17 protein-coding genes and 4 tRNA genes are annotated in these 23,432 nt (G+C 60.3%); 10 read left to right on the top strand and 11 right to left on the bottom strand.

The window, feature by feature from the left end:
- Positions 1–2: 2 nt before the first annotated feature.
- Positions 3–2,069: an ATP-dependent zinc metalloprotease FtsH gene (gene ftsH, locus ACYQ2T_RS04600; protein WP_459898817.1), complete on the bottom strand. Its 2,067-nt coding sequence runs from the start codon at positions 2,067–2,069 to the stop codon at positions 3–5.
- Positions 2,070–2,344: 275 nt separating this feature from the next.
- On the opposite strand from ftsH, the gene ACYQ2T_RS04595 reads away from it, so the two are divergent.
- Positions 2,345–2,438 (top strand) — tRNA-Sec (locus ACYQ2T_RS04595).
- A 268-nt stretch (positions 2,439–2,706) separates the two neighbouring features.
- On the top strand, positions 2,707–2,925 hold the full coding sequence (gene infA, locus ACYQ2T_RS04590) for a translation initiation factor IF-1 (protein WP_078683826.1): 219 nt from the start codon (positions 2,707–2,709) through the stop codon (positions 2,923–2,925).
- A gap of 335 nt (positions 2,926–3,260) precedes the next feature.
- Here infA and ACYQ2T_RS04585 read toward each other — a convergent pair whose 3' ends face one another.
- From ACYQ2T_RS04585 to argF, 4 genes are all read right to left on the bottom strand, one after another.
- Positions 3,261–3,629: a bL17 family ribosomal protein gene (locus ACYQ2T_RS04585; protein WP_459898814.1), complete on the bottom strand. Its 369-nt coding sequence runs from the start codon at positions 3,627–3,629 to the stop codon at positions 3,261–3,263.
- A gap of 229 nt (positions 3,630–3,858) precedes the next feature.
- Positions 3,859–5,247 carry an argininosuccinate lyase gene (gene argH, locus ACYQ2T_RS04580; protein WP_459898812.1) on the bottom strand — a complete coding sequence of 463 codons (1,389 nt, stop codon included), beginning with the start codon at positions 5,245–5,247 and terminating at the stop codon, positions 3,859–3,861.
- A 9-nt stretch (positions 5,248–5,256) separates the two neighbouring features.
- A complete protein-coding gene (locus tag ACYQ2T_RS04575; RefSeq protein ID WP_459898810.1) occupies positions 5,257–6,453 on the bottom strand; it encodes an argininosuccinate synthase in 1,197 nt (398 codons plus the stop codon).
- Positions 6,454–6,475: 22 nt separating this feature from the next.
- On the bottom strand, positions 6,476–7,378 hold the full coding sequence (gene argF, locus ACYQ2T_RS04570; RefSeq protein WP_459898808.1) for an ornithine carbamoyltransferase: 903 nt from the start codon (positions 7,376–7,378) through the stop codon (positions 6,476–6,478).
- A gap of 970 nt (positions 7,379–8,348) precedes the next feature.
- On the opposite strand from argF, the gene ACYQ2T_RS04565 reads away from it, so the two are divergent.
- Positions 8,349–9,584: an ISL3 family transposase gene (locus ACYQ2T_RS04565; RefSeq protein WP_459898806.1), complete on the top strand. Its 1,236-nt coding sequence runs from the start codon at positions 8,349–8,351 to the stop codon at positions 9,582–9,584.
- 194 nt (positions 9,585–9,778) lie between these two features.
- Here the strand turns inward: ACYQ2T_RS04565 and ybeY are convergent, their stop codons facing one another.
- The 5 genes from ybeY to dksA form a co-directional block, all read right to left on the bottom strand.
- On the bottom strand, positions 9,779–10,225 hold the full coding sequence (ybeY, locus tag ACYQ2T_RS04560) for an rRNA maturation RNase YbeY (protein ID WP_459898804.1): 447 nt from the start codon (positions 10,223–10,225) through the stop codon (positions 9,779–9,781).
- Entirely contained in the window at positions 10,225–12,774 is a 2,550-nt protein-coding gene (locus tag ACYQ2T_RS04555) for an HD family phosphohydrolase (protein ID WP_459898803.1), read from the bottom strand. The genes ybeY and ACYQ2T_RS04555 overlap by 1 nt, the downstream gene beginning before the upstream one ends.
- The gene (locus tag ACYQ2T_RS04550; RefSeq protein WP_459898802.1) at positions 12,734–13,723 is read right to left on the bottom strand and encodes a PhoH family protein; all 990 of its coding nucleotides are present in this window, start codon (positions 13,721–13,723) and stop codon (positions 12,734–12,736) included. Before ACYQ2T_RS04550 ends, ACYQ2T_RS04555 begins: the two co-directional genes overlap by 41 nt.
- A gap of 94 nt (positions 13,724–13,817) precedes the next feature.
- On the bottom strand, positions 13,818–15,341 hold the full coding sequence (locus tag ACYQ2T_RS04545) for an NFACT RNA binding domain-containing protein (RefSeq protein ID WP_459898800.1): 1,524 nt from the start codon (positions 15,339–15,341) through the stop codon (positions 13,818–13,820).
- 50 nt (positions 15,342–15,391) lie between these two features.
- Complete coding sequence (gene dksA / locus ACYQ2T_RS04540) at positions 15,392–15,754, bottom strand: RNA polymerase-binding protein DksA (protein WP_404844256.1); 363 nt, start codon at positions 15,752–15,754, stop codon at positions 15,392–15,394.
- 222 nt (positions 15,755–15,976) lie between these two features.
- On the opposite strand from dksA, the gene ACYQ2T_RS04535 reads away from it, so the two are divergent.
- The 7 genes from ACYQ2T_RS04535 (at position 15,977) to ACYQ2T_RS04505 (ending at position 20,362) form a co-directional block, all read left to right on the top strand.
- Complete coding sequence (locus ACYQ2T_RS04535) at positions 15,977–16,741, top strand: Rossmann-like domain-containing protein (RefSeq protein ID WP_459898799.1); 765 nt, start codon at positions 15,977–15,979, stop codon at positions 16,739–16,741.
- Between the two features lie 84 nt (positions 16,742–16,825).
- Positions 16,826–16,900 (top strand) — tRNA-Gly (locus tag ACYQ2T_RS04530).
- A gap of 179 nt (positions 16,901–17,079) precedes the next feature.
- Positions 17,080–17,154, top strand: a tRNA-Cys gene (locus ACYQ2T_RS04525).
- 7 nt (positions 17,155–17,161) lie between these two features.
- Positions 17,162–17,236: transfer RNA gene (locus tag ACYQ2T_RS04520), tRNA-Gly, on the top strand.
- Between the two features lie 94 nt (positions 17,237–17,330).
- Positions 17,331–18,068: a class I SAM-dependent methyltransferase gene (locus ACYQ2T_RS04515; protein WP_459898797.1), complete on the top strand. Its 738-nt coding sequence runs from the start codon at positions 17,331–17,333 to the stop codon at positions 18,066–18,068.
- A 5-nt stretch (positions 18,069–18,073) separates the two neighbouring features.
- Positions 18,074–19,804 (top strand): YcaO-like family protein, encoded by a 1,731-nt coding sequence (locus ACYQ2T_RS04510; protein ID WP_459898795.1) that lies wholly within the window; start codon positions 18,074–18,076, stop codon positions 19,802–19,804.
- A gap of 240 nt (positions 19,805–20,044) precedes the next feature.
- The gene (locus ACYQ2T_RS04505; protein ID WP_404844252.1) at positions 20,045–20,362 is read left to right on the top strand and encodes a TusE/DsrC/DsvC family sulfur relay protein; all 318 of its coding nucleotides are present in this window, start codon (positions 20,045–20,047) and stop codon (positions 20,360–20,362) included.
- 426 nt (positions 20,363–20,788) lie between these two features.
- Here ACYQ2T_RS04505 and ACYQ2T_RS04500 read toward each other — a convergent pair whose 3' ends face one another.
- Positions 20,789–23,407 carry a tetratricopeptide repeat protein gene (locus ACYQ2T_RS04500; protein WP_459898793.1) on the bottom strand — a complete coding sequence of 873 codons (2,619 nt, stop codon included), beginning with the start codon at positions 23,405–23,407 and terminating at the stop codon, positions 20,789–20,791.
- Positions 23,408–23,432: the final 25 nt, after the last annotated feature.

Here is a 23,432-nt window from a genome sequence, read left to right as displayed (position 1 = left end):
TGCTAGTTGTCCTTTCCTTGCTTGTCGGATGTCCCATCTTCTGGGGACTCTTCGGGCTCACCCGGTTCAAGGGTGAACTCCTCGCCCTCATGGGCGTCCTTCAGCGTGTCATCATCCTCGGGGCGTGTGGCCTCGGCGCTGTGGCCCTCCTCGGCGGGCGCGGGCTGCGCGGCGCTCTGGGCAGGCTGGTCGTCAAGGTCCTCGCCAGTGGTGGTCTTGCCCTCGGCCGCGGCGGCAGCGCCGGGCTTGCGGACGGCCACACCGTTCTCCATGGGCGGCAGGGGCTCGCCGGCCATCAGCTTGTCGATGTCTGCACCGGAGATGGTCTCGCGTTCCAGAAGCGCATCAGCCACGGCATGCAAGATGTCCAAATTCTCCGTGAGAATGCTGTGCGCCCTGTTGTTGGCTTCCTGAATCACGCGGGTGATTTCAGCGTCCACCAAGCGGGCAGTCTCTTCGCTGAGGCTCTTATGGCGGGTCATTTCCCGGCCGAGGAACACGGAGTCGTCCTTCTCGGCGAGGGACAGCGGGCCAATGGCTTCGCTCATGCCCCACTGGGTCACCATCTTGCGGGCCATATCTGTGGCACGCTCAATGTCGTTGCTGGCACCGGTGGTGCGCTGGTCGAAGATGATGTCTTCGGCGGCGCGGCCACCAAGCAGCATGGCGAGGGTCGCGTCGAGGTAGGTCCTCGAATAATTGTGTCGGTCGTCCACGGGCAGCTGCATGGTCACGCCAAGCGCGCGTCCGCGGGGGATGATGGACACCTTATGAACAGGGTCCGTTCCCGGGATGGACTTGGCGACGATGGCATGGCCCGCCTCGTGGTAGGCCGTGGTCTTCTTTTCCTCTTCGGACAGGATAACGCTACGGCGTTCCTTGCCCATGAGCACCTTGTCCTTGGCCGTCTCAAAGTCCGCCATGACAACCTGATCGCGGTTGAGCTTGGCGGCCTGCAGGGCGGCCTCGTTGACGAGGTTCTCAAGGTCCGCGCCGGAGAAACCGGGCGTACCGCGGGCGATGGTGACGATGTCCACATCGGGGCCGAGGGGCGTGCGGCGCGAGTGCACCTCAAGGATGCGTGCGCGGCCACGCACGTCGGGCGTGGGCACCACAACCTGCCTGTCAAAACGGCCGGGACGCAGCAGTGCCGGGTCCAGAACGTCGGGGCGGTTGGTGGCGGCGATGAGGATAACGCCTTCGTTGGACTCAAAGCCGTCCATCTCGACGAGGAGCTGGTTCAGCGTCTGCTCACGTTCATCATGCCCACCGCCAAGACCGGCGCCGCGCTGGCGGCCAACGGCGTCGATTTCGTCGATGAAGATGAGGCACGGGGCGTTCTTCTTGCCCTGCACGAACAGGTCGCGCACACGGGAGGCACCAACACCGACGAACATTTCGACGAAGTCGGAGCCGGAGATGGAGAAGAACGGCACGCCAGCCTCACCGGCGACGGCGCGGGCAAGCAGCGTTTTACCGGTGCCGGGCGAGCCGACAAGCAAAACGCCCTTGGGGATGCGACCACCAAGGCGGGTGAACTTCTTGGGCTGGGACAAAAATTCCACAACCTCGGAGAGTTCTTCCTTGGCTTCGTCCACACCGGCGACGTCTTCAAAGGTGACCTTGGACTGGTCCTGACTAATCATTTTGGCCCGCGAGCGGCCGAAGCTCATGGCCTTTCCGCCGCCGGACTGCATTTGCCGCATGAAGAAAATCCACACGCCAATAAGCAACAGCATTGGGAACCATGATATAAATAACGTCATGTACCAGGGGGATTCCTCATCAGGTTCCGCCGTGACCTGCACCTTGCGGTCGATAAGCCGCTGGACAAAGTTCGGGTCGTCAGGGGCGTAGCTGACAAAGCGCTGGCCATCCACGACGGAGCCAGTGATGCGCTGTCCCTGGATTTTCACTTCAACCACGTCACCCTTGTCCACGCGCTCCAGCAGTTCCGTGTAACTGAACTTCAGCTGGGGTGTAGGCGGCTGGTTAAACAGGTTGAAGAGGACGACCATAACGAGACAGATGGCCGCCCACAGAAAGAGGTTCTTGGCGAAGTTGTTCAAGTTGGAACTCCTCTATGGCATTGGCGCGTTTGCGCTGATTCGCAGGATATCCGGTAGTATAAGTTCTGATGGTACGGCAGGCAATGGCCTGCGGTGCGTTTTTTCCATTTTTGCCTTTTCGTGCAAGGCGTATCGTAAAACGCTAACATACACCCATGGCACTGTCCACGCGCAGGCCGGGGCAATTCCTGCTCTGGGCGGGCTGGCGCGGCGGGCCGAATTGCCTTTCCGCTTGAAGAGTTGGGCCAAACCTGTTACTTCACGCCTACCCATGCGGAGGGACGTCTCATCCGGTGATGGGCGCGGGCTTCAAACCCGTAGAATCGTTGAGAAACGATTGGCAGGTTCGACTCCTGTGTCCCTCCGCCACGAAAAAGCAGTCAGCCTTGAGCGCAGAGCATCTTGTACCAATCCGGATTCCCTGATATTTTCCCAGAGTGAAATTGCATCCGCATTCGGCTTCAAACCACGGCGCAACGCACCGTGGGCGCCTCTGCATACAGGGCGCGGCACCTTGACGAGCGTCCGTGCATGTTGTAGGCGCTATCGGTCCACACTCCATCATGTGTGGGCACATTACTCTTAAAGTCTGGCATCGCTGTCACAGCATGCTCGTGAATATTGAAATGGAGGACATATGGCTAAAGAAGAAGCAATTGAAGTACAGGGCGTCGTTGAAGAAGCCCTCCCCAATGCGACGTTCCGCGTGAAGCTTGAGAACGACCACGAAGTGCTGGCACACATCTCCGGCAAGATGCGCAAGTTCCGCATCCGTGTTCTGCCCGGCGACAAGGTCACCGTGGAGCTTTCTCCCTACGACCTGAACCGCGGCCGCATTACCTTCCGCCCCCGCTAGTCCTCATTCCCTTTCGCACGGCGAAGCCGGAGAAAGGGGGAGAGCCTGTCTCGACACAGACAGCCTCTCTCCCTCTCTCCGGTTTTTTGCAACCTCAGGCCGACACACTCAGGTTGCACGACAACGCCCCGCAAGCCTCCCTTCCGGCTTGCGGGGCGTTTCTCATTGGTATGTTCTCACTTGTCGCTGCGAGAGGGCGGCGCGAACGCCTCGCCCAAATCCAGCAGCCTCCATATGAGGAGACCGTGCGACGCCTTCAAAGCATGGGCGAGATGCCGCATGCTGGAATGCAAGGTGTTTCTGTACGCGCCGCGCTGTGTTCGGTCAGTGGCCTTTTAGGGTTTCTCCTCAAGGGGCAGTTCCACCATGGTCATCGGCGCGGCCGTCCCCGCTCCGCCGATGGGCGTCAGGCGCACATAGTGGCCCTCTACCTCTTGGCAGCACGGGGCGACATGGTCGAACAGGCGCTTGAGCGCCCGGTTGTCATTAAGATACTTGTAGGCCTGCCGGCGCGCGGCGTCGGAATCCGCCGTGGCCAGCGTCACCAAACGGTCCATGACGAACCGCACCTGCTCGGCCTTCTCCTGACTGGTGCGTATCTTTCCCGTGTTCATCAGCAGCTTCACCATGGGCCGGTGCCCTGCGAAACGCCGTACGAATTCCCGTCCAATACCGGGGCCAGACAACACATCTTCACGCTTCATGGTCAATACTCCGAGGTTGAAGGGGAGAATCTGTCACCATAATGCCGTTATAGGACGGGACGTTACATTTCGCAACCGCTGGAATTTTTTCCTTTTGCATTCCTCCAAAAACCGCACACCGTCGTCATAAAATAGCCTTTCCCCTCCCCTGCTGCGCGCAAAAAGACGCAAAAAAAGGGACGCCCCGTTACCGGAGCGTCCCATAGCGTCATTGCTGCCTGAACGGCGGCTAGTCCATGGACGTCAGCCACGCGCGCAGCGTTTCAATCTGGCGGGTCACGGAGTTCGGTCCCGTGCCGCCGGAGGTTTCACGGCGGGCGACGGCCGTCTCGTAGGCCAAAGCCTCAAAGACGTCCTGCTCGATCATATCCGAGAACTGGCGCAGTTCCTCAAGGGTCAGATCCTCAAGGCCCTTGCCCTGCTTCTCGGCGTAGCCCACGGCAGAACCGGTTACGTGGTGCGCCTCACGGAAGGGCATGCCCTTGGACGCGAGGTAGTCGGCCAGCTCCGTGGCGTTCAGGTAGCCGCGCGCGCAGGCCTGACGCATACGGTCCGCGTCAAAGCCCAGCTCGGCCACCATATCGGCCATGATGCCCACGGACGCACGCACGGTGCGGTCCGCGTCAAAGAACGGCTCCTTGTCCTCCTGCATGTCGCGGTTGTAGGCCAGCGGGAGGCCCTTCACCAGCGTCATCAGGGTGGTCAGCGAGCCGTACACACGGCCGGTTTTGCCGCGCATCAGTTCCGCCACGTCCGGGTTCTTCTTCTGCGGCATGATGCTGGAGCCTGTGGCGTAGGCATCAGGCAGCTTCACAAAGCCGAACGCGGGGTTGGACCAGATAATGATTTCTTCGCACAGGCGCGACAAGTGCGCCATGATCATGGACCCGGTGAACACGGCCTCGATGACGAAGTCACGGTCGGACACGGCGTCCATGGAGTTGGCGAACACGCCGCCCATGCCCAGCTCCTCGGCCACGGCCTCGGGAGCAAAGTCATAGGTGGTTCCGGCCAGCGCGGCGGCCCCAAGGGGCGACACGTTGGCGCGGCGGGCGCAGTCTCCTGCCCGGTCCGCGTCGCGCATGAACATCTGGGCGTACGCCAGCAGGTGGTGCGCCAAACTCACGGGCTGAGCGGGCTGCATATGCGTGCAGCCGGGCAGCAGGGTTTGACGGTGCTCATCCGCGCGGCGGCCAAGGGAGGCCACAAGGTCCGCCAACAGGCCACGCCACTCATTCATGCGGCGGGTCACATACAGGCGAAAGTCCAGAGCAATCTGGTCGTTGCGGCTTCTGCCGGTGTGCAGTTTGCCACCGAGGGGGCCGATGATTTCCGTCAGGCGCGCCTCAATGTTCATGTGCACGTCTTCCAGCTCGCGCTTCCAGACAAAGGCGCCGGACTCAATCTCCTCGCGGACCTGATTCAGGCCGGAGGTGATGGTCTGCACTTCCTCAGCGGTCAGCACGCCCTGCGCGCCCATCATGTGCGCGTGGGCAATGGAGCCGCGGATATCCTCGGCGTAAAGCTCGCGGTCGTACTGCTCGGAAGCGGTGTACTGCTCCACGGACTCGGCAGTCTTGGCGGCGAAGCGGCCGCCCCACATTTTCGTCTCAGACATGTGGTGCTCCTACTTCTTGGCAAAGCCTCTCAGGCGAAGCCCCTGCAAGGTAATGAACCCGGCGGCGTCGGCCTGATTGTAGACGTCCTCGGCCTCGAAGGTGGCGAGGGAAGCATCATACAGGGAGTACGGGGACTTGCGGCCCAGCGGGATGGCCTGTCCCTTGTACAGCTTCAGGCGGACGGTACCCGTCACGTGCTCCTGCGACTTGTCGATGAAGGCCTGAATGGCTTCACGCTCCGGCGCGTACCAGTAGCCGTTGTAGACCATCTCGGCATAGCGGGGGATAAGGGAGTCGCGCAGGGACATGAGTTCGCGGTCCATGGTGACGCCCTCAAGGTCGCGGTGCGCAGCAAACAGAATCGCGCCGCCGGGGGTCTCGTACACGCCGCGGGACTTCATGCCCACAAAGCGGTTCTCCACCATGTCCACACGGCCAATGCCATGCTTGCCGCCCAGCTCGTTCAGCTTCAACATGATGCTGGCCGGGGACAGCTTTTCGCCGTCGATGGCAACCGGGTCGCCCTTTTCAAAATCAATGGTGATGACCTCGGCCTCGTCAGGAGCCTCCTCCACGGACACGCACATGGCGTGGGAGAACGGTCCCGGCTCGCTCCACGGGTCTTCCAGCTCGCCGCCTTCAAAGCTGCAGTGCAGCAGGTTTCTGTCGCAGCTGTAGGGCTTGGCGTGGCTCATGGGCGTTTCGATGCCGTGGGCCTCTGCAAAGCTGATGCAGTCCGTACGGGACTTCAGGTCCCATTCGCGCCACGGGGCAATGGTCGTCAGGGTCGGGTCCAGAGCGGCGGTGGCCAGCTCAAAACGCACCTGATCGTTGCCCTTGCCGGTTGCGCCATGGGCCACGGCCTGCGCACCCTCGGCGTGGGCGATTTCCACAAGGCGCTTGGAAATCAGCGGACGTGCGATGGACGTGCCGAGCATGTAGCGGCCTTCATAAATCGCACCGGCGCGGAACATGGGGAAGATGAAATCGCGGGCGAATTCTTCCTGCAGGTCTTCGACGTATGCCTTCACAGCGCCGGTTTTCAGCGCCTTTTCGTCAATGCCGTCCAGCTCTTCACCCTGACCAAGGTCTGCGGTGAGGGTCACGACTTCGCAGTCGTAGGTTTCCTTAATCCACGCCAGAATGACGGAGGTGTCCAGACCGCCGGAATAGGCGAGGACCACTTTCTTGATGTCTTTGCTCATTGCTTCCTCTACTCAAAAATACTTAGTCGGAAAAAACCCATTCAAGGATGGCCTTCTGCATATGCAGGCGGTTCTCGGCCTGATCAAAAATCACAGACTGCGGCCCCTCGATAACGGACTCGGACACTTCCTCGCCACGGTGGGCGGGAAGACAATGCAGGAACTTCGCATCCGGTGCGGCAAGCGCCATCATGGCGTCGTCCACCATAAATCCGGCAAAGGCCTTTTCTCTGGCCTTCTGCTCTTCCTCCTGCCCCATGGACGCCCATACATCAGTATTAATGTAATGGGCACCGGCGCATGCCTCGCGCGGGTCGCGGGTCAGCGTTATCCGCGCGCCAAGGCCCTTTGCCCGCTCCACGATGGCGGGGTCCGGGTCGTAGCCCTCAGGCACGGCAAGCGCCAGCTCAAACGGAAAATGCACAGCAGCATTGATAAAGGAATGCGCCATGTTGTTGCCGTCGCCAACCCACGCCACCTTCAGGGACGAAAAGTCCGGCGTGCGCTCGTACATGGTCAGCATATCGCTCATGACCTGGCACGGATGGTATTCGTCAGTCAGGGCGTTCACCACGGGGATGCTGCCCCACGTGGCCAGCGCGTCCACCTTCTCCTGACCAAACGTGCGGACCACCATGCCCGCGCAATACCGCGAAAGCACCCGCGCCGTATCGCACAGCGGCTCGCTGCGGCCAAGCTGCGACTCCGCAGGCGTCATGAACAGAGGGGTCCCGCCCAGATGACGGATGCCCACCTCAAAGCTGACGCGAGTTCGGGTGGACGCCTTCTCAAAAATCATAGCAACAGTCTTGCCAGACAGAAGGTCACTTCGGTAATCCACCTGCTTCATCTCGTGTGCTCGTCGCACAAGGGCGTGGGCGTCGGTCTTCTCCAGGTCGAGAATGCTCAAAAAATTCCTGGGCATGGCAATCCCCTGTTCTAATGATCTATTCCAGAGAGCTCTAGTCGCGAAACAAACGGCCATTTAACGCCGAACGTATGGCAATGTAAAGCCTCGTCCCCGCTCAAACCGTCTAGGGCGCCATTTTTCACCATTTTGGCAAATTGCGCGTGGCGTACGGTGGAGGCTCTGCCACCCTCTTTATGCTCCGCAGGCTTAAGGATTTCATCCTTAAGAATCCTCCTCATACGCCACGTCTCCCTCGCCCCACCCGGCTGCAATCACGCCCCCACGTCAGCCCCGGCCACAGCGGACAACTGCCCACCCCTCTCGAAAGCACCCACCCCTTTTTTCGGGCTGGTTTCCAGACCGAAAACCTCGGGATTCTTAAGGGCCCATGGCCCTTAAGCCGCCGGAGGCACCCTCTTGACCCCGGCGTTACGACCACGTCGGCTCTGCCACCCTTTTTGTGCTCCGCAGGCTTAAGGATTTCATCCTTAAGAATCCTCCTCATACGCCACGTCTCCCTCGCCCCACCCGGCTGCAATCACGCCCCCGCGCCTGCCACGGCCACAACGGACAACTGCCCACCCTCTCGAAAGCACCCACCCCTTTTTTCGGGCTGGCTTCCAGACCGAAAACCTCGGGATTCTTAAGGGCCCGTGGCCCTTAAGCCGCCGGAGGCACCCTCTTGACCTCGGCGTTACGACCACGTCGGCTCTGCCACCCTTTTGGTGCTCCGCAGGCTTAAGGATTTCATCCTTAAGAATCCTCTTCATACGCCACGTCTCCCTCGCCCCACCCAGCTGCAATCACGCCCCCACGTCAGCCCCGGCCACTGCGGACAACTGCCCACCCCTCCCCGCAAAAGCACCCACCCCTTTTTTTCGGTTCATCTCCTAATTCCGGGGGAAACATAAAAAATTGAGGACAACGGAAACCCTCAGTAATCTCGACAGTTGCACAACAGACGAGAGCTACAAGGAGGGCACCGTTGTCCAAGGGCAAGATTACCCGGTTGTTGGGAGACTGGAAAGGGTATCGTGTTGGAACTGTTCAGCGTCTTGAAGCCAGCGAAGCTCGGAAGCACCCCGAAGTCTGGATCGAGTTGATTCCAATCAGGCGAAGGCGAATGAGATGCAGCGGGTGCGGCAGGCTTGTCTGCGCAGTTCACGACTATGTCGAACGCTGGGTTCGTGACTTGCCTGTATTCGACGCGGCAACGCATTTGCTCGTTATCCGGCGTCGGGTCCATTGTCCCGTCTGTGGACCAAAGCTGGAGCAGCTTCCTTGGCTCGACAGGTATTCGCGTGTCACAAGGCGGCTGGCCGAGTCCGTTGTTCGGCTCTGCCGCATACTTCCCATTAAGCACATCGCGGAATGCTACGGCCTGAACTGGAAGACCGTGAAGACAATCGACAAGCGGTACCTAGCGGAAAAACTCAATCCCATTGACTTGAAAGGCGTCAAGGTTGTCGCAATGGATGAGTTTGCCATCCGCAAAGGACATCGCTACGCCACGATCATCGTCGAGCCTTACACCAAGCGGGTTCTGTGGGTAGGAAGAGGCAACAGCCGGGAGAGCATCCGACCATTCTTTGAACTGCTTGGCCGTGATGGTTGTGCCCGAATTGAGGCCGTTGCAATGGACATGAACGGTGCGTATGCCGCCGAGGTGAAGGCGCAATGCCCGAAAGCCGAGATCGTCTACGATCTGTTTCATGTCGTTGCCAAGTATGGCCGAGAAGTAATCGACCGCGTCCGAAACGATGAGGCCAATCGCCTCAATCATGACAAAGACGCCCGTAAGGTTGTCAAAGGCTCACGATGGCTGCTCCTGCGCAACAGGCAGAATCTCATGCGACAGGAAGATCGAATCCGGCTCTATGACCTGCTTCGAGCCAACAAAAATTTGATGAAGGTTTATATCCTCAAGGAGGATTTGAAGCGACTCTGGGACTACCGATACTCCAAAGCTGCCAAGCGGTTTTGGAAAGGTTGGTACCGCCGCGCCATGCAAAGCCGAGTCGAGCCGCTCATTAAATTCGCTAAGCGCCTCAAACCCTACATCTCGGGCATTATCTCACACTGCCGATATCCGCTACACACCAGCCTACTCGAAGGGATCAACAACAAGATCAAGGTGATCAAACGGATGGCCTACGGCTTTCTCGACGACGAGTACTTCTTTCTCAAAATCAGAGCAGCCTTCCCCGGAATTGGGAGATGAACCTTTTTTTCGGGCTGTCTTCCAGACCGAAAAACCTCGGGATTCTTAAGGGCCCATGGCCCTTAAGCCGCCGGAGGCACCCTCTTGAACCCGGCGTTACGACCCGGCCTGCCAAAACGAAAAGAGGACGCCGATCCCGGCGTCCTCTTTTCATTTCTCGTACTATCGTTCCGCATGCGCTCTGGCGCGGCGCCTCAGCAGTTGCTGTAGTGCATGGCGACGGCATCAACGGCGCCTTCGGTGAGGCCTTCCATTTCGGCACCGTGAGGGAGCCCTGCAAGATGGAGAAAGGCGTGGGCCAGCAGGCGGGCGAGATGCTCTACGGGGCGCTGCCCGTAAAGGTCGGCTTCGCGGGCGCAGGTCTCGGCGGAAAGGACCACTTGGCCGATGTAGTCGGGGCGCGAGGCGTCCTTGTCCGGAAAGGATAGAACGTTTGTCGGCCCGACGCGGCCCTTGAAGGAGGTATGATACCCGGTCATGGCCGCATCATCGACGATGATAATGTCCACCTGCGCGCCATCCATGCCAAGCACGCCGAGAACGAGCTCGACGAGCGGAAGCAGTTCGCGGCGCGAGAGCGGCATGTCGGGGCGAATGGCGGCGCGCGTTTCTAAAGTGATGCGCTGGGCGTCCTGCTGCATTACTGGCTCCCGAGGCGCGTCTTGGTGAACTTGAGCTGAGGCCCTCCCTCACCGTCACGGCCCATGATGAGCCGTCCGGACATGTCGAGGGTGTACTCGCGCTCGGGCACTTTTTCGAGCTTGTCGCCCTTGTCGGCGCTGTCCTTCTTGGACGCTGCCACCTTGGGCTGGTCCTTTTTTGGGGCCTTGTCGGCGGACTCGGGCTTGCCCGCGGCGACGGGGATGGCTGGTGCATCGTCCTTTTCGCGGGCGGCGCAGTGCGGGCACTCGGCGTGCGCCTGCGGTTCGGGCTTGGGCTGGGCGGTGCCGGGATACTCAATGCGCTGATGGAATATGCCGGTGAGAATGCGATGGAACACGTCACTGATGTGATGCAGGTCCTTGAGGGTCAACTCGGACTCGTCAAGCTGCCCGTCGGAGAAAATGCGCTTGATAACGGTCTCGATATGGCCCTTGATGCGCGAGGGAGTGGGGTCGGACAGCACGCGGCTGGATGCCTCGATGGCGTCGGCCAGCAGAATGAGTCCGGCTTCCTTGGTCTGCGGCTTGGGACCGGGATAGCGGAATTCCTCTTCGCGCACGTCCTCTTCGCCACGCGCCTCGGCCTGCTCCTTGGCCTTGTGGAAGAAGTAGGAAATCAGGGTGGTGCCGTGATGCTGCTGAATAATGTCCTCAATCTCGGAGCCGAGCTTGTGCGCGCGGGCGAGTTCCACACCCTTCTTGACGTGGGAGATGAGGATCAGCGCGCTCATGGACGGCGTGAGCTTGTCGTGCTTGTTCTTCTCGCGGGAGAGCTGGTTCTCGATGAAGTACTGCGGCTTCGTTATTTTGCCGATGTCGTGATAGAGGGCGGCAACCTTGGCAAGAAGCGGATTGGCGCCAATGGCGCGGGCTCCGGCCTCCACCATATTGGAGACGACAAGGGAGTGATGATAGGTGCCGGGCGCGGCAACCATCAGCTCCTGCAACAGCGGCTGCTCAAGGTTCATGAGCTCCATGAGCTTAAAGCGCGAGGTAAAGCCAAGGAAGAACTCCACGATGGGCGACAGGGCAAGAACGAGTAACAGCGAGGTCACGCCGGAAACGATGACGTACACACTGCCGATGCCGATGGCCCAAATGTCGCGCGCCTCCACGATGGCCGCGCCGGACCACGCCAGCAGCAACCCGCCGAGCAGCGGAAACACACTGCGCAGCAGTTCGTAGCGGGTGTGCGAGTTCTTGATGAGGAACATCTCAAACATGCCGCCAAGGAAATAGAACGTGAACAGCGGCAAATGCCCGCCAAACATCCACGTACTCACCAAGGCGAGAATGATGGTGGCGTAAAAGCACACGGCGTAGGGGAAAAAGAGCGCAAGAACGCCCGATGCCCCCGCGAGGGGGAGACAATAGGGCAAAATATCGCGCGTCCAAGCCCCGGCGGAGAGCGCCAGCGGCGCATCCAGCAAAGACAGAAACTTCGCCATACCGCCAAACAGCAAGAGCACGATGGAGACAAGGACCAAATCGCGCCCTGTCAGATCGCGGCACAGGCCAAAGCGGGTGCACATGATAACGCCCATGACAAGGAGCGCGCTCAGGACAAAGATGCCGATGGCGCGGCCCAGCCCGTAGGTCTGGGGCGTGTCGGCAATCATGGCCTTGAGTTTCATGTACTGGGCTTCGCTGACGGCCTCGCCCTGGCGGACGATAATCTCGCCTTCGCGGACGTGGAAATAGACCGGCTCCACAGCCTGCATCACCTGCCGCCGCAGTTCGGCGGATTCCTGCGCGTTGAGCGTCAGGCTGGGCTTGGTGAGCGGGCCGACAAGGGTCCAAATGTCGCGGCGCACCACAAGGGGCTTTTTCAGTTCGCCCTTGAGGAAGCGCGTCAGCGCGCGGTGCATGACGTCAAAATCCGCCACGCTGGAGGTATCCACGCGCAGGGACTCAATGCCCGACACACGGTTGCGCACAAGGATGCCGGAATCGTAGCGCGACAGGGCCGCGCTTTCGCGCACGACGCCCTCGCCGAGATAATTCTTCATCCACGGCAGCACGCGGCCAAGCACGAGGTTTTGGAAATCCTCGCGCCGCCAGCGCTGAAAGGTGGAGACGCCAATTTCCGCGTTCAGGTCCTCGGCAATGCTCCAGCGCACGTCCTCCAGCTCGGCAACGGGGGCCGTGTTCAGGGTCTCGAAGACCTGATACACGTCCTGCTCCAGCTGCTCGTAGGAGTCGTCCGTCAGGTCAAAAACCTGCGGCTGGGCTGCGGCGGCCTGCTTGCGCTTGATGCGTGTGGCGCGGGTGTTCTCTACAAGGAACTCCCGGTCGGCCATGATGTCGCGGTCTGCAATTTCGCCCTCAAGGTACAGGCGGGGACCGGAGGAAAAATCCGCACCGGCCAGCGCGCTGAGGACCAACAGGACCAAAAGCAGAAACAGCGTGCCAAGCACGCCGCCATCCGCACCGGAAAACGACGGGATAAACCGCGCCGTCCAAGAAGGGGGTGTCCCCTTCTTGCGCTTAGCGGCGCTTTTCTTTTTCTGATTTTTTATGGCGTTCATAGGCTTGCACTATCCTTCCCACGAGCGGGTGTCTTATGACGTCACCGTCATGGAAATGGACAAAAGAGATGCCCTCCACATCGGCCAGACAACGCGTGGCATTGATAAGACCGGACTCGGCATGGCCGGGCAGGTCTATCTGCGTGACGTCGCCCGTTACAACGGCGCGGGAGCCGAAGCCGAGGCGGGTGAGGAACATCTTCATCTGTTCCGGCGTGGTGTTCTGCGCTTCATCCAGGATGATAAACGCGTCGTTAAGCGTGCGGCCTCGCATAAAGGCCAGCGGCGCAATCTCGATGATGCCCTGCTCCATCATCTCCTGTACCTTGCCGAAATCGTAGAGGTCGTGGAGTGCGTCGTACAGCGGTCGCAGGTAGGGGTCGATTTTCTCCACGAGGTCGCCGGGCAAAAAGCCCAGCTTCTCCCCGGCTTCCACAGCCGGGCGGGTCAAAATAATGCGTTTGACTTCCTTGCGGACCAGACTGCCCACAGCCATGGCCACAGCAAGATAGGTCTTGCCGGTGCCGGCGGGGCCAATGCCGAAGGTCATGTCGTTTTCACGAATGGCCTGCAGATAGTCGCGCTGGGTCAGCGTGCGCGGGGTGATGCGCTTTCGCGGCGTCACCACGAACACTTCGCCGTCGAACACATCCTTTATATTGGCGGACGGTTCGCGGCCAAGAATGCCGAGGGCGCAGTCCACATCATCCGGAAACAGGCGGTTCCCGGCGCGCAGGTGGTCGTACATCTGGATGAGAGCGTTGGCGGCAAAGGCCACCATTTCATCGTCCTCTCCACGCAGAAGCACGCGGTTGCCACGCGATTCCACGCGCACACCGGTCTTCTGGGCCACCGCCGCAAGGTTGGCGTCCTGCGGGCCGAACAGCTCGCGCGCAAGCTCAAGCTCGTCGAACTCCAGCGCCTTTTCCACACACTGTGCTTTTGGCATAAAATCCTATCTTTTCGGGCCGTTATGCTCAAAGCGAGCAAACACGATACCCTTTTTGTCCGGCCCCGTCCAACCGGGGAATTTGTCCAGTCATTCAGCAGACGAAGAGGTCGTCCTGTATGGTGGGGTCAAGGTCCACATGCAGCGTATGCTCCACACGGTCCACGGCGACCTGCCCAAGGGCCGCACCCTTGGTCTTGCGCACGTACTTCACGAGGGCGCACATGACCTCGGCCTTTCCGGCACTGCCGTAGTGGCTTTTCAGCCCGGCAAGCGCGGCGGCCTCGGCAAGGCTGGAATCCGGCACGTCCTGATCGGGATAATCGCGCTTGAGTACGGCGTGCGCGCCGGGGCCGTTGGCGGCATGGAACCATAAATCAAAAGGACTGGCGAGGCGGGACAGAATCTCATGATTGCCCTTGGCGCTCTTGCCCCGGTACACCGTAAAGCCATCCGAGGTGCGAAACGCCGCAACCTGGAGGCCCTGCAACCGCCCGCGCACTTCGCGCTCGCCTGTGGTGCGTGGGGCCTGCTTGCCCTCCTGCACGGCGGCGGATGTGCCATCCAGCGCCTGAAGCTCGCCCTCAAGAGCCTTGCGGCGCTCCACGGCAAAGCCGAGGCCGCGCCGGCCTTTGGCGGCCAGCTTGAAAAACCGGTCCATGTTTTCCCGCACAGTGCGGCGCGGGTCCAGTTGGATGCGGACGTCCTCGCCCGTGGCATCCGGCAGGTCCACGTAGGAACGTTTTTCGTCCTTGTCAAACATATAGAGCCAGCCCTGCAGCAGCTGCCCCTGCTCCGCCTTGGCCACAAAACCGCGCATACGGTCTTCCTCCGCGTCCAGCTTCTTCAGCGAACGCTTGAGCTTGCGGCGCTGGGCCTTGATGCGCTCCAGCTCACCGGCAACGGCCAACCGGGCAAGTTCGGGAAAAAGTTCCGTCCGCCCCCACAGGTCCGCGGCCGTGAGCACGTCGTCACACACCTGCTCCTCGCGCCCGGCATGCAAAGGCTCGGGCAAACGCCAGACCAGCGCCTCGCCGCCGCGCGTGTTCTCGCCCTTAGGATAGACGAAGAACTGACCGCATCCGCCGCGCTCCAGCGCGCCAATCATGGCGGCGGCGCGGGCTTCGGACAGTGCGCCAATGGTGCGGCGCAGGGCCGGGGAAATCTGCGGATGCTCGCGCCAGACGTCGCGGTCTGTCAGCACGCGCTGCGGGTCCGGCCACGGGGCCTCATCGCCAAAGGCAGCGGGAAGCTCGTCCACGAGGGCGGGTTCCTTTTCCACATTGAGCAGCAAATAGCGCCCTTCGCCGGGAGACAGCTCCCACGCGATGCTGCGCTGTTGCCAATCAACACAGGCGTCAAGAAGCCTGCGCCCCTCCAGTCGCTTGCGCATCCACATGCAGATGGCCGTAGGCTGGGGCGGATTTGCTGGTTTTTCCTTGGAAATAAAGAGCAGGCCGCCCTTTTTGGACGCCCTGAAAACAAGATAGGACCCCGCGCCAGAGCGGGCCTTAAAGGTCCACACCCCCGGCGCGGGGTTAAAGATACGGTCGATGCGTCGTCCGGCGAGGGTCTCCCCCAACCGGGGCGCGAGGCACCGGAAGAAATTTGCTTCCATATGAATGACGCGCGGGTGTCGTGCCCGCGCACAGCCCGGGGACTAAGGGCTTAATCCCCGCGCACTTTTTCCTCTTCTTCCTGACGGCTCTTGCAATTAATGCACAGCGTGGTCACGGGGCGGGCCTTCAAGCGGGGTACGCCGATTTCCTCGCCGCATTCCTCGCATTCACCGAAGGTACCGTCCTCAATGCGTCCAATAGCCGCCTGGATCTTTTTGATGAGTTTGCGTTCGCGGTCGCGAAGGCGCAGGGTAAACGAGCGGTCGGATTCCGCAGTGGCGCGGTCTGCCGGGTCCGCATAGCTTTCATGTTCGTCCGTCATGTCGACTATGGTTTCCTCACCCTTGCGCAGGATGTCATCCAGCATTTGATTGAGCCGGGTGCGGAACATCTCGATATCTTTCTGATCCATGATCAACCCTCCGAGCTTGGCTGTCCACTGGCGGTTCCGATGCGGAACGTGCGGGATTGAAGACGAGTGCATATAACAGGAAGCAATGAAAAGTAAAGCATTGATGACGCATTTCGCGGGTTCGTCCCCCCAGGCCGCGACGCGCGCCACCTTGCAATCCCGTGTGGGCAGACGTATGTCCAATCGTTACAGATATTACTTTCTGCTCCGGAGAATGCAAGAATGAACACCCATTTTCTTGATCAAATTGTCGCTTCCGCCACGGCCGAGCCCGATGCTCCGCTCGCCCGGTCCGTCATCGGGTCCCACATGGTGGGGGTTTTGGGCCGCCGGGCTGGCATTGCCTCACGCGTGGACCATCACGCCCCGGGCGGGGCCGCCTCCCTTGCGCCCCTGCCGGACGCCCTGCCGGGCACGCTCCACGCCATGGCCGCCCACCTTGCCACGCCGCAGGCGGACCTGCCCCATCCACAATACCGCTCCCTCGCCCTCGCGGCGGTAAACGCCCTGCTGCCCGTGCCGCAGGCCTCCAGCCGGCGCAAAGGGCAGGACCTCATCCGCGAACACGGGCGTGGACGGCGCGTTGCCGTCGTGGGACATTTCCCCTTTGTGGAGCGCATGGCTCAGGAGGATGGTCTCTTTGCCGCCTTCTCCGTCCTTGAGCTGTCCCCGCGCCCCGGTGACCTGCCCGCCACAGCCGCGCCCACGGTTCTGCCGCAGGCGGACTGCGTGGCCATTACCGGCACCACGCTCCTCAATGGAACGCTGCCGGAACTGCTGGCCCACTGCCGCCCGGACGCCTATATATTGTTGCTTGGCCCCAGCACGCCCTTTTCGCCCGTATTATTTGATATGGGCGTCAGCGCCATTGCCGGGGCTGTGGTGGAAAACACCGAGGACGCCTTCCGCGGCATAGAGGCGGGCAGACCCTTCAAACGCCTCGGCGGAGTGCGCGGCCTTGTCTGGGAAAAATCACAGGAAAAATGAACTTTTTGAAAATTCCCTGTTGACAGCAGTCCCGAGTTTGCATAGACACCTCCTCACCGCAACGACGGCGGCTCTTTCAAACGAGCGGGAGTAACTCAGTGGTAGAGTGCAACCTTGCCAAGGTTGAAGTCGCGGGTTCAAATCCCGTCTCCCGCTCCACCGAAAACACCAACATCGGTAACACGATGTTTCACCGCCCCAACCGGGCGCATGACACCCTTGCCATGCAGCGCGGCCCGGGGTAGGCTCCTCACCGGGGTTGGCGTTCTTCACGCCGGAGAAAAAAGGCATTGACTGATGCTTTTACACGGACTATACGCTAACTCCTCGGTTGATGAGGCGGCATAGCCAAGTGGTAAGGCAGAGGTCTGCAAAACCTCCATTCTCCGGTTCAAATCCGGATGCCGCCTCCAACATTTCGCGGGAGTAACTCAGTGGTAGAGTGCAACCTTGCCAAGGTTGAAGTCGCGGGTTCAAATCCCGTCTCCCGCTCCACCGATCATAAAAGCCGGCCTTTTTGGGCCGGCTTTTTTTTTGCCTTCACGGCGGGCGCACGCCGCGCCTGCCCCAGCCAGATTAAGGAGGCCGAATGCCCAGCTCCCTCCCCTTCTCCCCGGACGCGTCCCTCGAGGAACTGCTCGACATCGCGAGCCAGCGCTACGAGGTCCGTTTCGAGCCCGTGTCCGCCGGAAACCACACCCTTGATATCCTGCAAATCGCCAATATGGCCGAATATGTGGAACGCATCTCCAGCGCCGCACCCAAGGACGGACTGGACCTGCCCTTCTGGGCCAAGGTGTGGCCCGCGTCCATGCTGCTGTCGCACTTCATCTGCACCCTGCCCTGTGACGAAGGCGCAGAACTTTTGGAAATTGGCGGCGGCGTTGGCATCTGCGGTCTTTTTGCCGCAAAGTGCGGATTTTCCACCACCATTACCGACATTTCGCCCGACGCCTTGCTCTTTGCCCGCATCAACGCCCTGAAAAACGGGCTTGCGGACCGCGTCAACGTACAGTACGCGGATTTTTCCACGGACAGGCTCGGCAAGCGCTTCGACTACATCGTCGGGTCCGAGGTGCTCTACGTCGAAAAGCTCCACCGCGGGCTGGTGAAATTCATGCAAGCCCACATCGCGCCCACCGCGCAGGCCGAGGTCATCCTCAGCCGGAGCTTTAACCGCAAGTCCGTGCGCTTCTTCAAGCTGGCCGACAAGGAATTCCACTCCGCGGAAAAAACCGTTGGCTGCAAGATGACCGGAGAAAACGGCGAGGATGAAAAGCACCTGTGCTCCATCCACCGCTTTAAACCGCGCAAACAGGTCGGTTGACGCCCATGATTGATATCACCAGCTGCCCCAAGGCCTATTCCCGCGAGCAGGACAAAGCCTGCCCGCCCGAAGAAACCGTCTCCCGCGTGAAGGAGCGCCTCGGCGCTTTTGGTGCGGATATTCTGGCCGAGGTCCGGCGCATCGACACCGGCCGCCTTGGCATTCCCGTCTATATGAGCCTGTGCGGCGACGCCGCGCGCGGCGTCATGCCCACGCGCAAGCAGATGGGCAAAGGCGCATCCCCCATTCAGGCCGAGGCCTCGGCGCTGATGGAACTCACGGAGCGCTACAGCTTCTTCTCCTTCTGGAATAACGACGAGCAATTCGAAAAGCTCACCCTGTCCGAAGCCGAAGCCAAGTGGCCCGGTCAGGTCATTCCGATTGAGGAACTCATCGCCTCCGCCGGGGACAGCATCAGCCCGGACGACGCGCGCACCGTGATGGACCTTGTGCGCTGGCGCTTCTACCCGGCCACGGACGTTCTGGATGGCCGCGAGGTCTACGTCCCGCTCGACTGGTTCAAAAAGCTCAACGAGTTCAACGGCTCCAGCGCGGGCAACACCTTTGCCGAGTCCATCCTGCAGGGCGGCTGCGAACTGGTGGAGCGCCACGTCTGCACCATCGCGGACCGCAGCGCCCCCACCATGGCCACCATTGATCCGGACTCCTCGGATGATCCCGTGTTGGCCGAGCTTGTTGCGGCCTTCCGTGACAATGGCATCGCGTTCTGGCTCAAGGATATGAGTTTTGGCATGCCCGTGCCCACCGTAGCCGCACTGGCCTACGATCCCAAATCCTTCCCGGACTCCAGCGAGATTGTCTACACCGCCGGCACCGCGGCCTCCCCGGCCAAGGCCGCCATCCGCGCCCTGACCGAGGTCGCCCAACTGGCCGGCGACTTTGAGACCGGCGCCAACTACGAGGCATCCGGCCTGCCGAAATACCTCCGCATTGAGGACACCGCGCATATCACCGCCGGGGAGACCATTCCCCTGTCCGACCTGCCCAGCATCGAGGCCGACGACATCGCCACAGAGCTGAAAAACCTGTGCGCGGGGCTGAAGGCCAAGGGCCATCCCCTGTACAGCGTGTCCACTCAGCAGGAGACTCTCGGCATTCCCACCAACTACAGCTTCGTGCCCGGCTTCCTGTTTCGCGAGCGCACGCCCGAGGCCAGCATTGGCCTGTTCGTGGGCCGCATCCTTGCCGAGGACGCGGAGCTGGATGACGCCCTCGCCGGACTGGCCGTGCTGGAAGCCGTGTACCCCGGTGCACATTTTCTGCCGTTTTTTGAGGCACTCATCCGCCTGCGCATGGGCGACACGGACGGCGCAGCCACGCTGTTTGCCGAAGCCGAACCGCGCCAACACAGCGCGGACGACAAGGGCCTTGCGGCCTTCTATCAGGCCTACGCCCTCACGCAGTCCGGTGACTTCTCCGGCGCGGAGCCGCATCTGGACCGCGCCATTGAGCACTGCCCGGAGGTGAAGGAATACTTCAACCTTCGCGGCGTTACGCGCTTTAAGCGCGAGGCCTACGCCGACGCCATTTCGGACTTTAAGGCCGCCCTTGATCTGGACAGCGGCTCGGCGATGGACCTTGCAAATCTTGGCATTTGTTACAAAAATCTCGGCAGCACCGACGAGGCGATCCATTGCCTTGCCAGCGCCCTTGAACTGGACCCCCAGCTGGAGTTTGCCAAAACCCATCTTGACGAGATTCTCACTGGTGGGTAAGCAGACTTTTGGGACCTACAACCATGCAGAGTTCAACTCGATTTGTGTCCGAAAAGGATTGACAAAAAAGAATGCGTGGTCGTAGACTCCGCCGAGTTTTACGCACGGCTAAACGCCGTTTATCTAGCAGTTGAGCAGCGGATCGCTGCTTACTATAGGCGTGCATCTCCCTCTTCCGCTTGATTCGAGGAGATGCGCAGGAACGGTTATCGTTCGTAACCATCCTAAGGAGGACGAAACATGGCTACTGTTGAATTCCAGGGTAAAAACTTCGAAGTCGACGAAGACGGTTTCCTTCAGCGTTTTGAAGACTGGAGCCCCGAGTGGGTTGAGTACGTTAAGGAATCCGAGGGCATCAAAGACCTCACCGACGAGCACCAGAAGGTCATCGACTTCCTGCAGGACTACTACAAGAAGAACGGCATCGCCCCGATGGTCCGCATTCTCTCCAAGGTGACTGGCTTCAAGCTGAAGCACATCTACGAGCTGTTCCCCTCCGGACCCGGTAAGGGAGCCTGTAAGATGGCCGGCCTGCCCAAGCCCACCGGCTGCGTCTAAATCGACACATCGATTTGGCCTTATAAGGCGGAAGCTTTTGCTTCCGCCTTTTTTTGCGCCCTACGCCCGCCAGCGTGAGCGGCGTTCACGACGTGGTCGTAACGCTGGGTTCAAGAGGTTAGCTCCGCTGGCTTAAGGGGCGCGGCCCCTTAAGAATCCCGATATTTTCGAGCTGGAAGCCAGCCCGAAAATGGGATGGATGGGCTTTACCTCATGTGTGGACGGTTGCCCGCGTAGATATGCCGCCGTTGCTTGGGCCGGATAGAGGCCGTGTGTCCGGGACGCATTACTGGCGTATAAATGGGATCGTTAAGGGCCCTCGGCCCTTAACCCTGCGGAGCAAAAAAAGCGCCGCCCCAAAGGACGGCGCAGAAGACGCAGTACGCGTGACGCAGACGCGCCATTATAGCCATTTCGGCCACGGGGTCAGGTTTGCCCCTTGGCGCGCTCAAAGAGTTCTTTCTTGCGCTTCTCAAAGATAATGGCCGTGCGCAAGGTGGCGAGGATGAGCGCCACAACGGACAGAATAATCACCAGCCCTTTCTGCAAGGCCCAGCGCTGCCCCTGAATAAGCTCGCGCAGCCAGTTCATATCTTGCACTTCCGCCACATATACCGCCGCAGGCACCAGAATAAGTGCCAGACCGAGGCATATGATTTCCAGCCACATAAAGCCCTTGCTCAAAATAAGGGCGAACAGTGTGGAGTCGCGCACAATTTTCAGGGTGACAAGACGCATGCCCAGCCGGTTCAGCTTCTGCTCCACCTCGTCCAGATACTCATGGCTCTTGCGGAAGTTGCGCGCCACCTGAAAGTGCTGCTGGTGAATCCAGTTCAGCTTGGTCACGCAAAAGTTGAAGTCCTTGTTAAACTCACGCAGGGCGCGGGGGAACGGGAACCATGAAATCTCATCATTGATGGTCTTCAGCCGTTCACGAAATGTCTTCCCCTGCTTTTCAAGGAACTTGATCTCCGCATTGATTTTATTCTTGAGCTTGCGCGCCAACTGCATGCGGCCCTTGATGATGCGGGTGAACACGACAAAGTTGTTGGTGCCGTCAAGCTCCATGAGCACCGAGGTCTGGTGCTGCATTTCCTTGTTGAAGTCCTTGTCCTTGCCAAACCAGTCATCCAACTCCTCGGAAAGCTGGCTCAGCTTTTCAAGGGCGTCCTTGGCTCCTTCCTCGGCCATGACCCAGCGGTCCCACAGGCTGGACATAATCTGTACGTGCCCGCGCTCCATCTCCGGGTCCACAAGGATGCGGTTGAAGATGTGCGGGCTCTCGTCCACCATGTCGTCCAGCAGGCCCACAACGTGCTCCGAAAAGCCCATTTTCACCAAGCAGGCGCTCTGCCTGTAGCGCAGTTCCACCCACTTGGGGCACATGGCCCCGGCTTCCTTGTACAGGGCCATGGCCTTGTCAAAGTTGCCCAGCACCTCATAGCCGCGTCCCTGCAAATACTTGTGGTAGGCATACTGGAGGGAGGTCTCGCCCAGCAGTTCGGCATCCTTCCAAAAGCTGATGGCGCGCTCTATCTCGCCGCGCTCCAGCGCAAGAAAGCCTTGCAGAGTCCGGTACTGATAATCGCGCGGATTGCGCAGCGCCCCTTCCTTGGCCATTCGCTCGGCCTGCGCCGCGTCCCCCTCCTGCAGCAGGGTCAGGGCGCGGATGGGCGTGGTGCTTTCGGGCGGGGCCAGCTTGTTCAGCCCGCTTGGCAGTTCCTTGCCGAGGCTACGCCATATAAGCGGCACCATGCGCAGTTGCGAGGGGGCGTGCATCTCGTAAATGACCTTGGTCACGTGCGAGGCCGCATCCTTGCCATTGAGCAACTGCGGCAGCATGGCCACCGCATCGTCCTTAATCTGCGACCCGGCCTGCGCAAGGGCTTCGTTCATTTCGTCAAGGTCCATGTGCGCGAGAACCTTCCACACCTCCGCGTCCATGCTCACCAGCGACTTGCTGGGGCACTCGGCCTCGGTGTGGTTGCGCATGCCGCAGTAGAAGCACGGATGCTCCTCGCCCGCCAACATACCTACGGGCATGACCATGGGGAGGGAACCACTTGCGCCCTCCTCGCCGTCGGTAAGCATGTGCACATAGCACCAATCCGAAAACCGGCTGCGCTCAAAGCTGTAGCTGACGTCCTTAATCTTGAACGGCTCGCCCAACATAAAGGCGGTGGCGTAGCTCATGTGCGGAAAATCCGGGGCCATCTTGTCCCAGTCCACCGCCACCTTTTTGGGCAGTTCCTCATTGAACTGGTACCCGGCCTTATCCACTGCGGCCATAACCGTGGGCCAATAGGCAAGGTCGTCATTGCTTTTGACCTGCTGCACGAGATTGAGAATCTCCTTGCACCAGGTCTTGAGCGCGCCGAAATTCTCCAGCGAGAAGATGAGGAACTCGTCCTTGATGATATACTTGAGCTTCAGGCGCTTGAGGATGCCCTCCACCTCCGCGAAGTAGGCGCGCCAGCCCTCCATGAACTTTTTATCCTGTGGATTGCCAAGGGGCTTCAGGATAAAATACCACCCAAGGGACGACTTGAACCCAATGCGCGGGTCACCGTGCAAGAGCTTCCACGAGGCGGCGGCCATGCCGGTGATATTTCTGTCGTAATCCTCCAGCGTTATGCCGGGGATGCTCTCCACCACGGCGCGCAAGTCCGGGTGCACCAGCACCTGAAAATCGTCCGGGGGCATCGTTTGTTGACCAAAAAGGTCCGAAGGAATTGACAGCGCCTGCTCAAGCTGGAATCCTACCTGCATCGAGGTGGGCATCACCTGAATGAACACAGGCAGAACGTTCAGCGTGGCCCAGACCTGAAGCCGCCCCATGGCAAGAAAAACGTCGGTGGTAAAGAAGAACCACAACGACTGGTTTTCCGCCGTGGAGACTTCCATTCCGCCAAAGTCGCGGAAGGTGGAAGGTATGGCGCTGGACAGCTCTCCAGACCACACCATCCACACCGCATAGCCCTTGGAGGACATGCGTGATTCATGAATGGACGGTTGGTCCTTGAGCAGTGTCGAAAACTTGTGCATTGCCACTTTTCAAATCCTCTAACGC

The organism is Desulfobaculum senezii (genome assembly GCF_054657395.1).
Note: the sequence above shows the minus strand (reverse complement) of the source record. Positions and strands in the feature narration are given on the sequence as shown.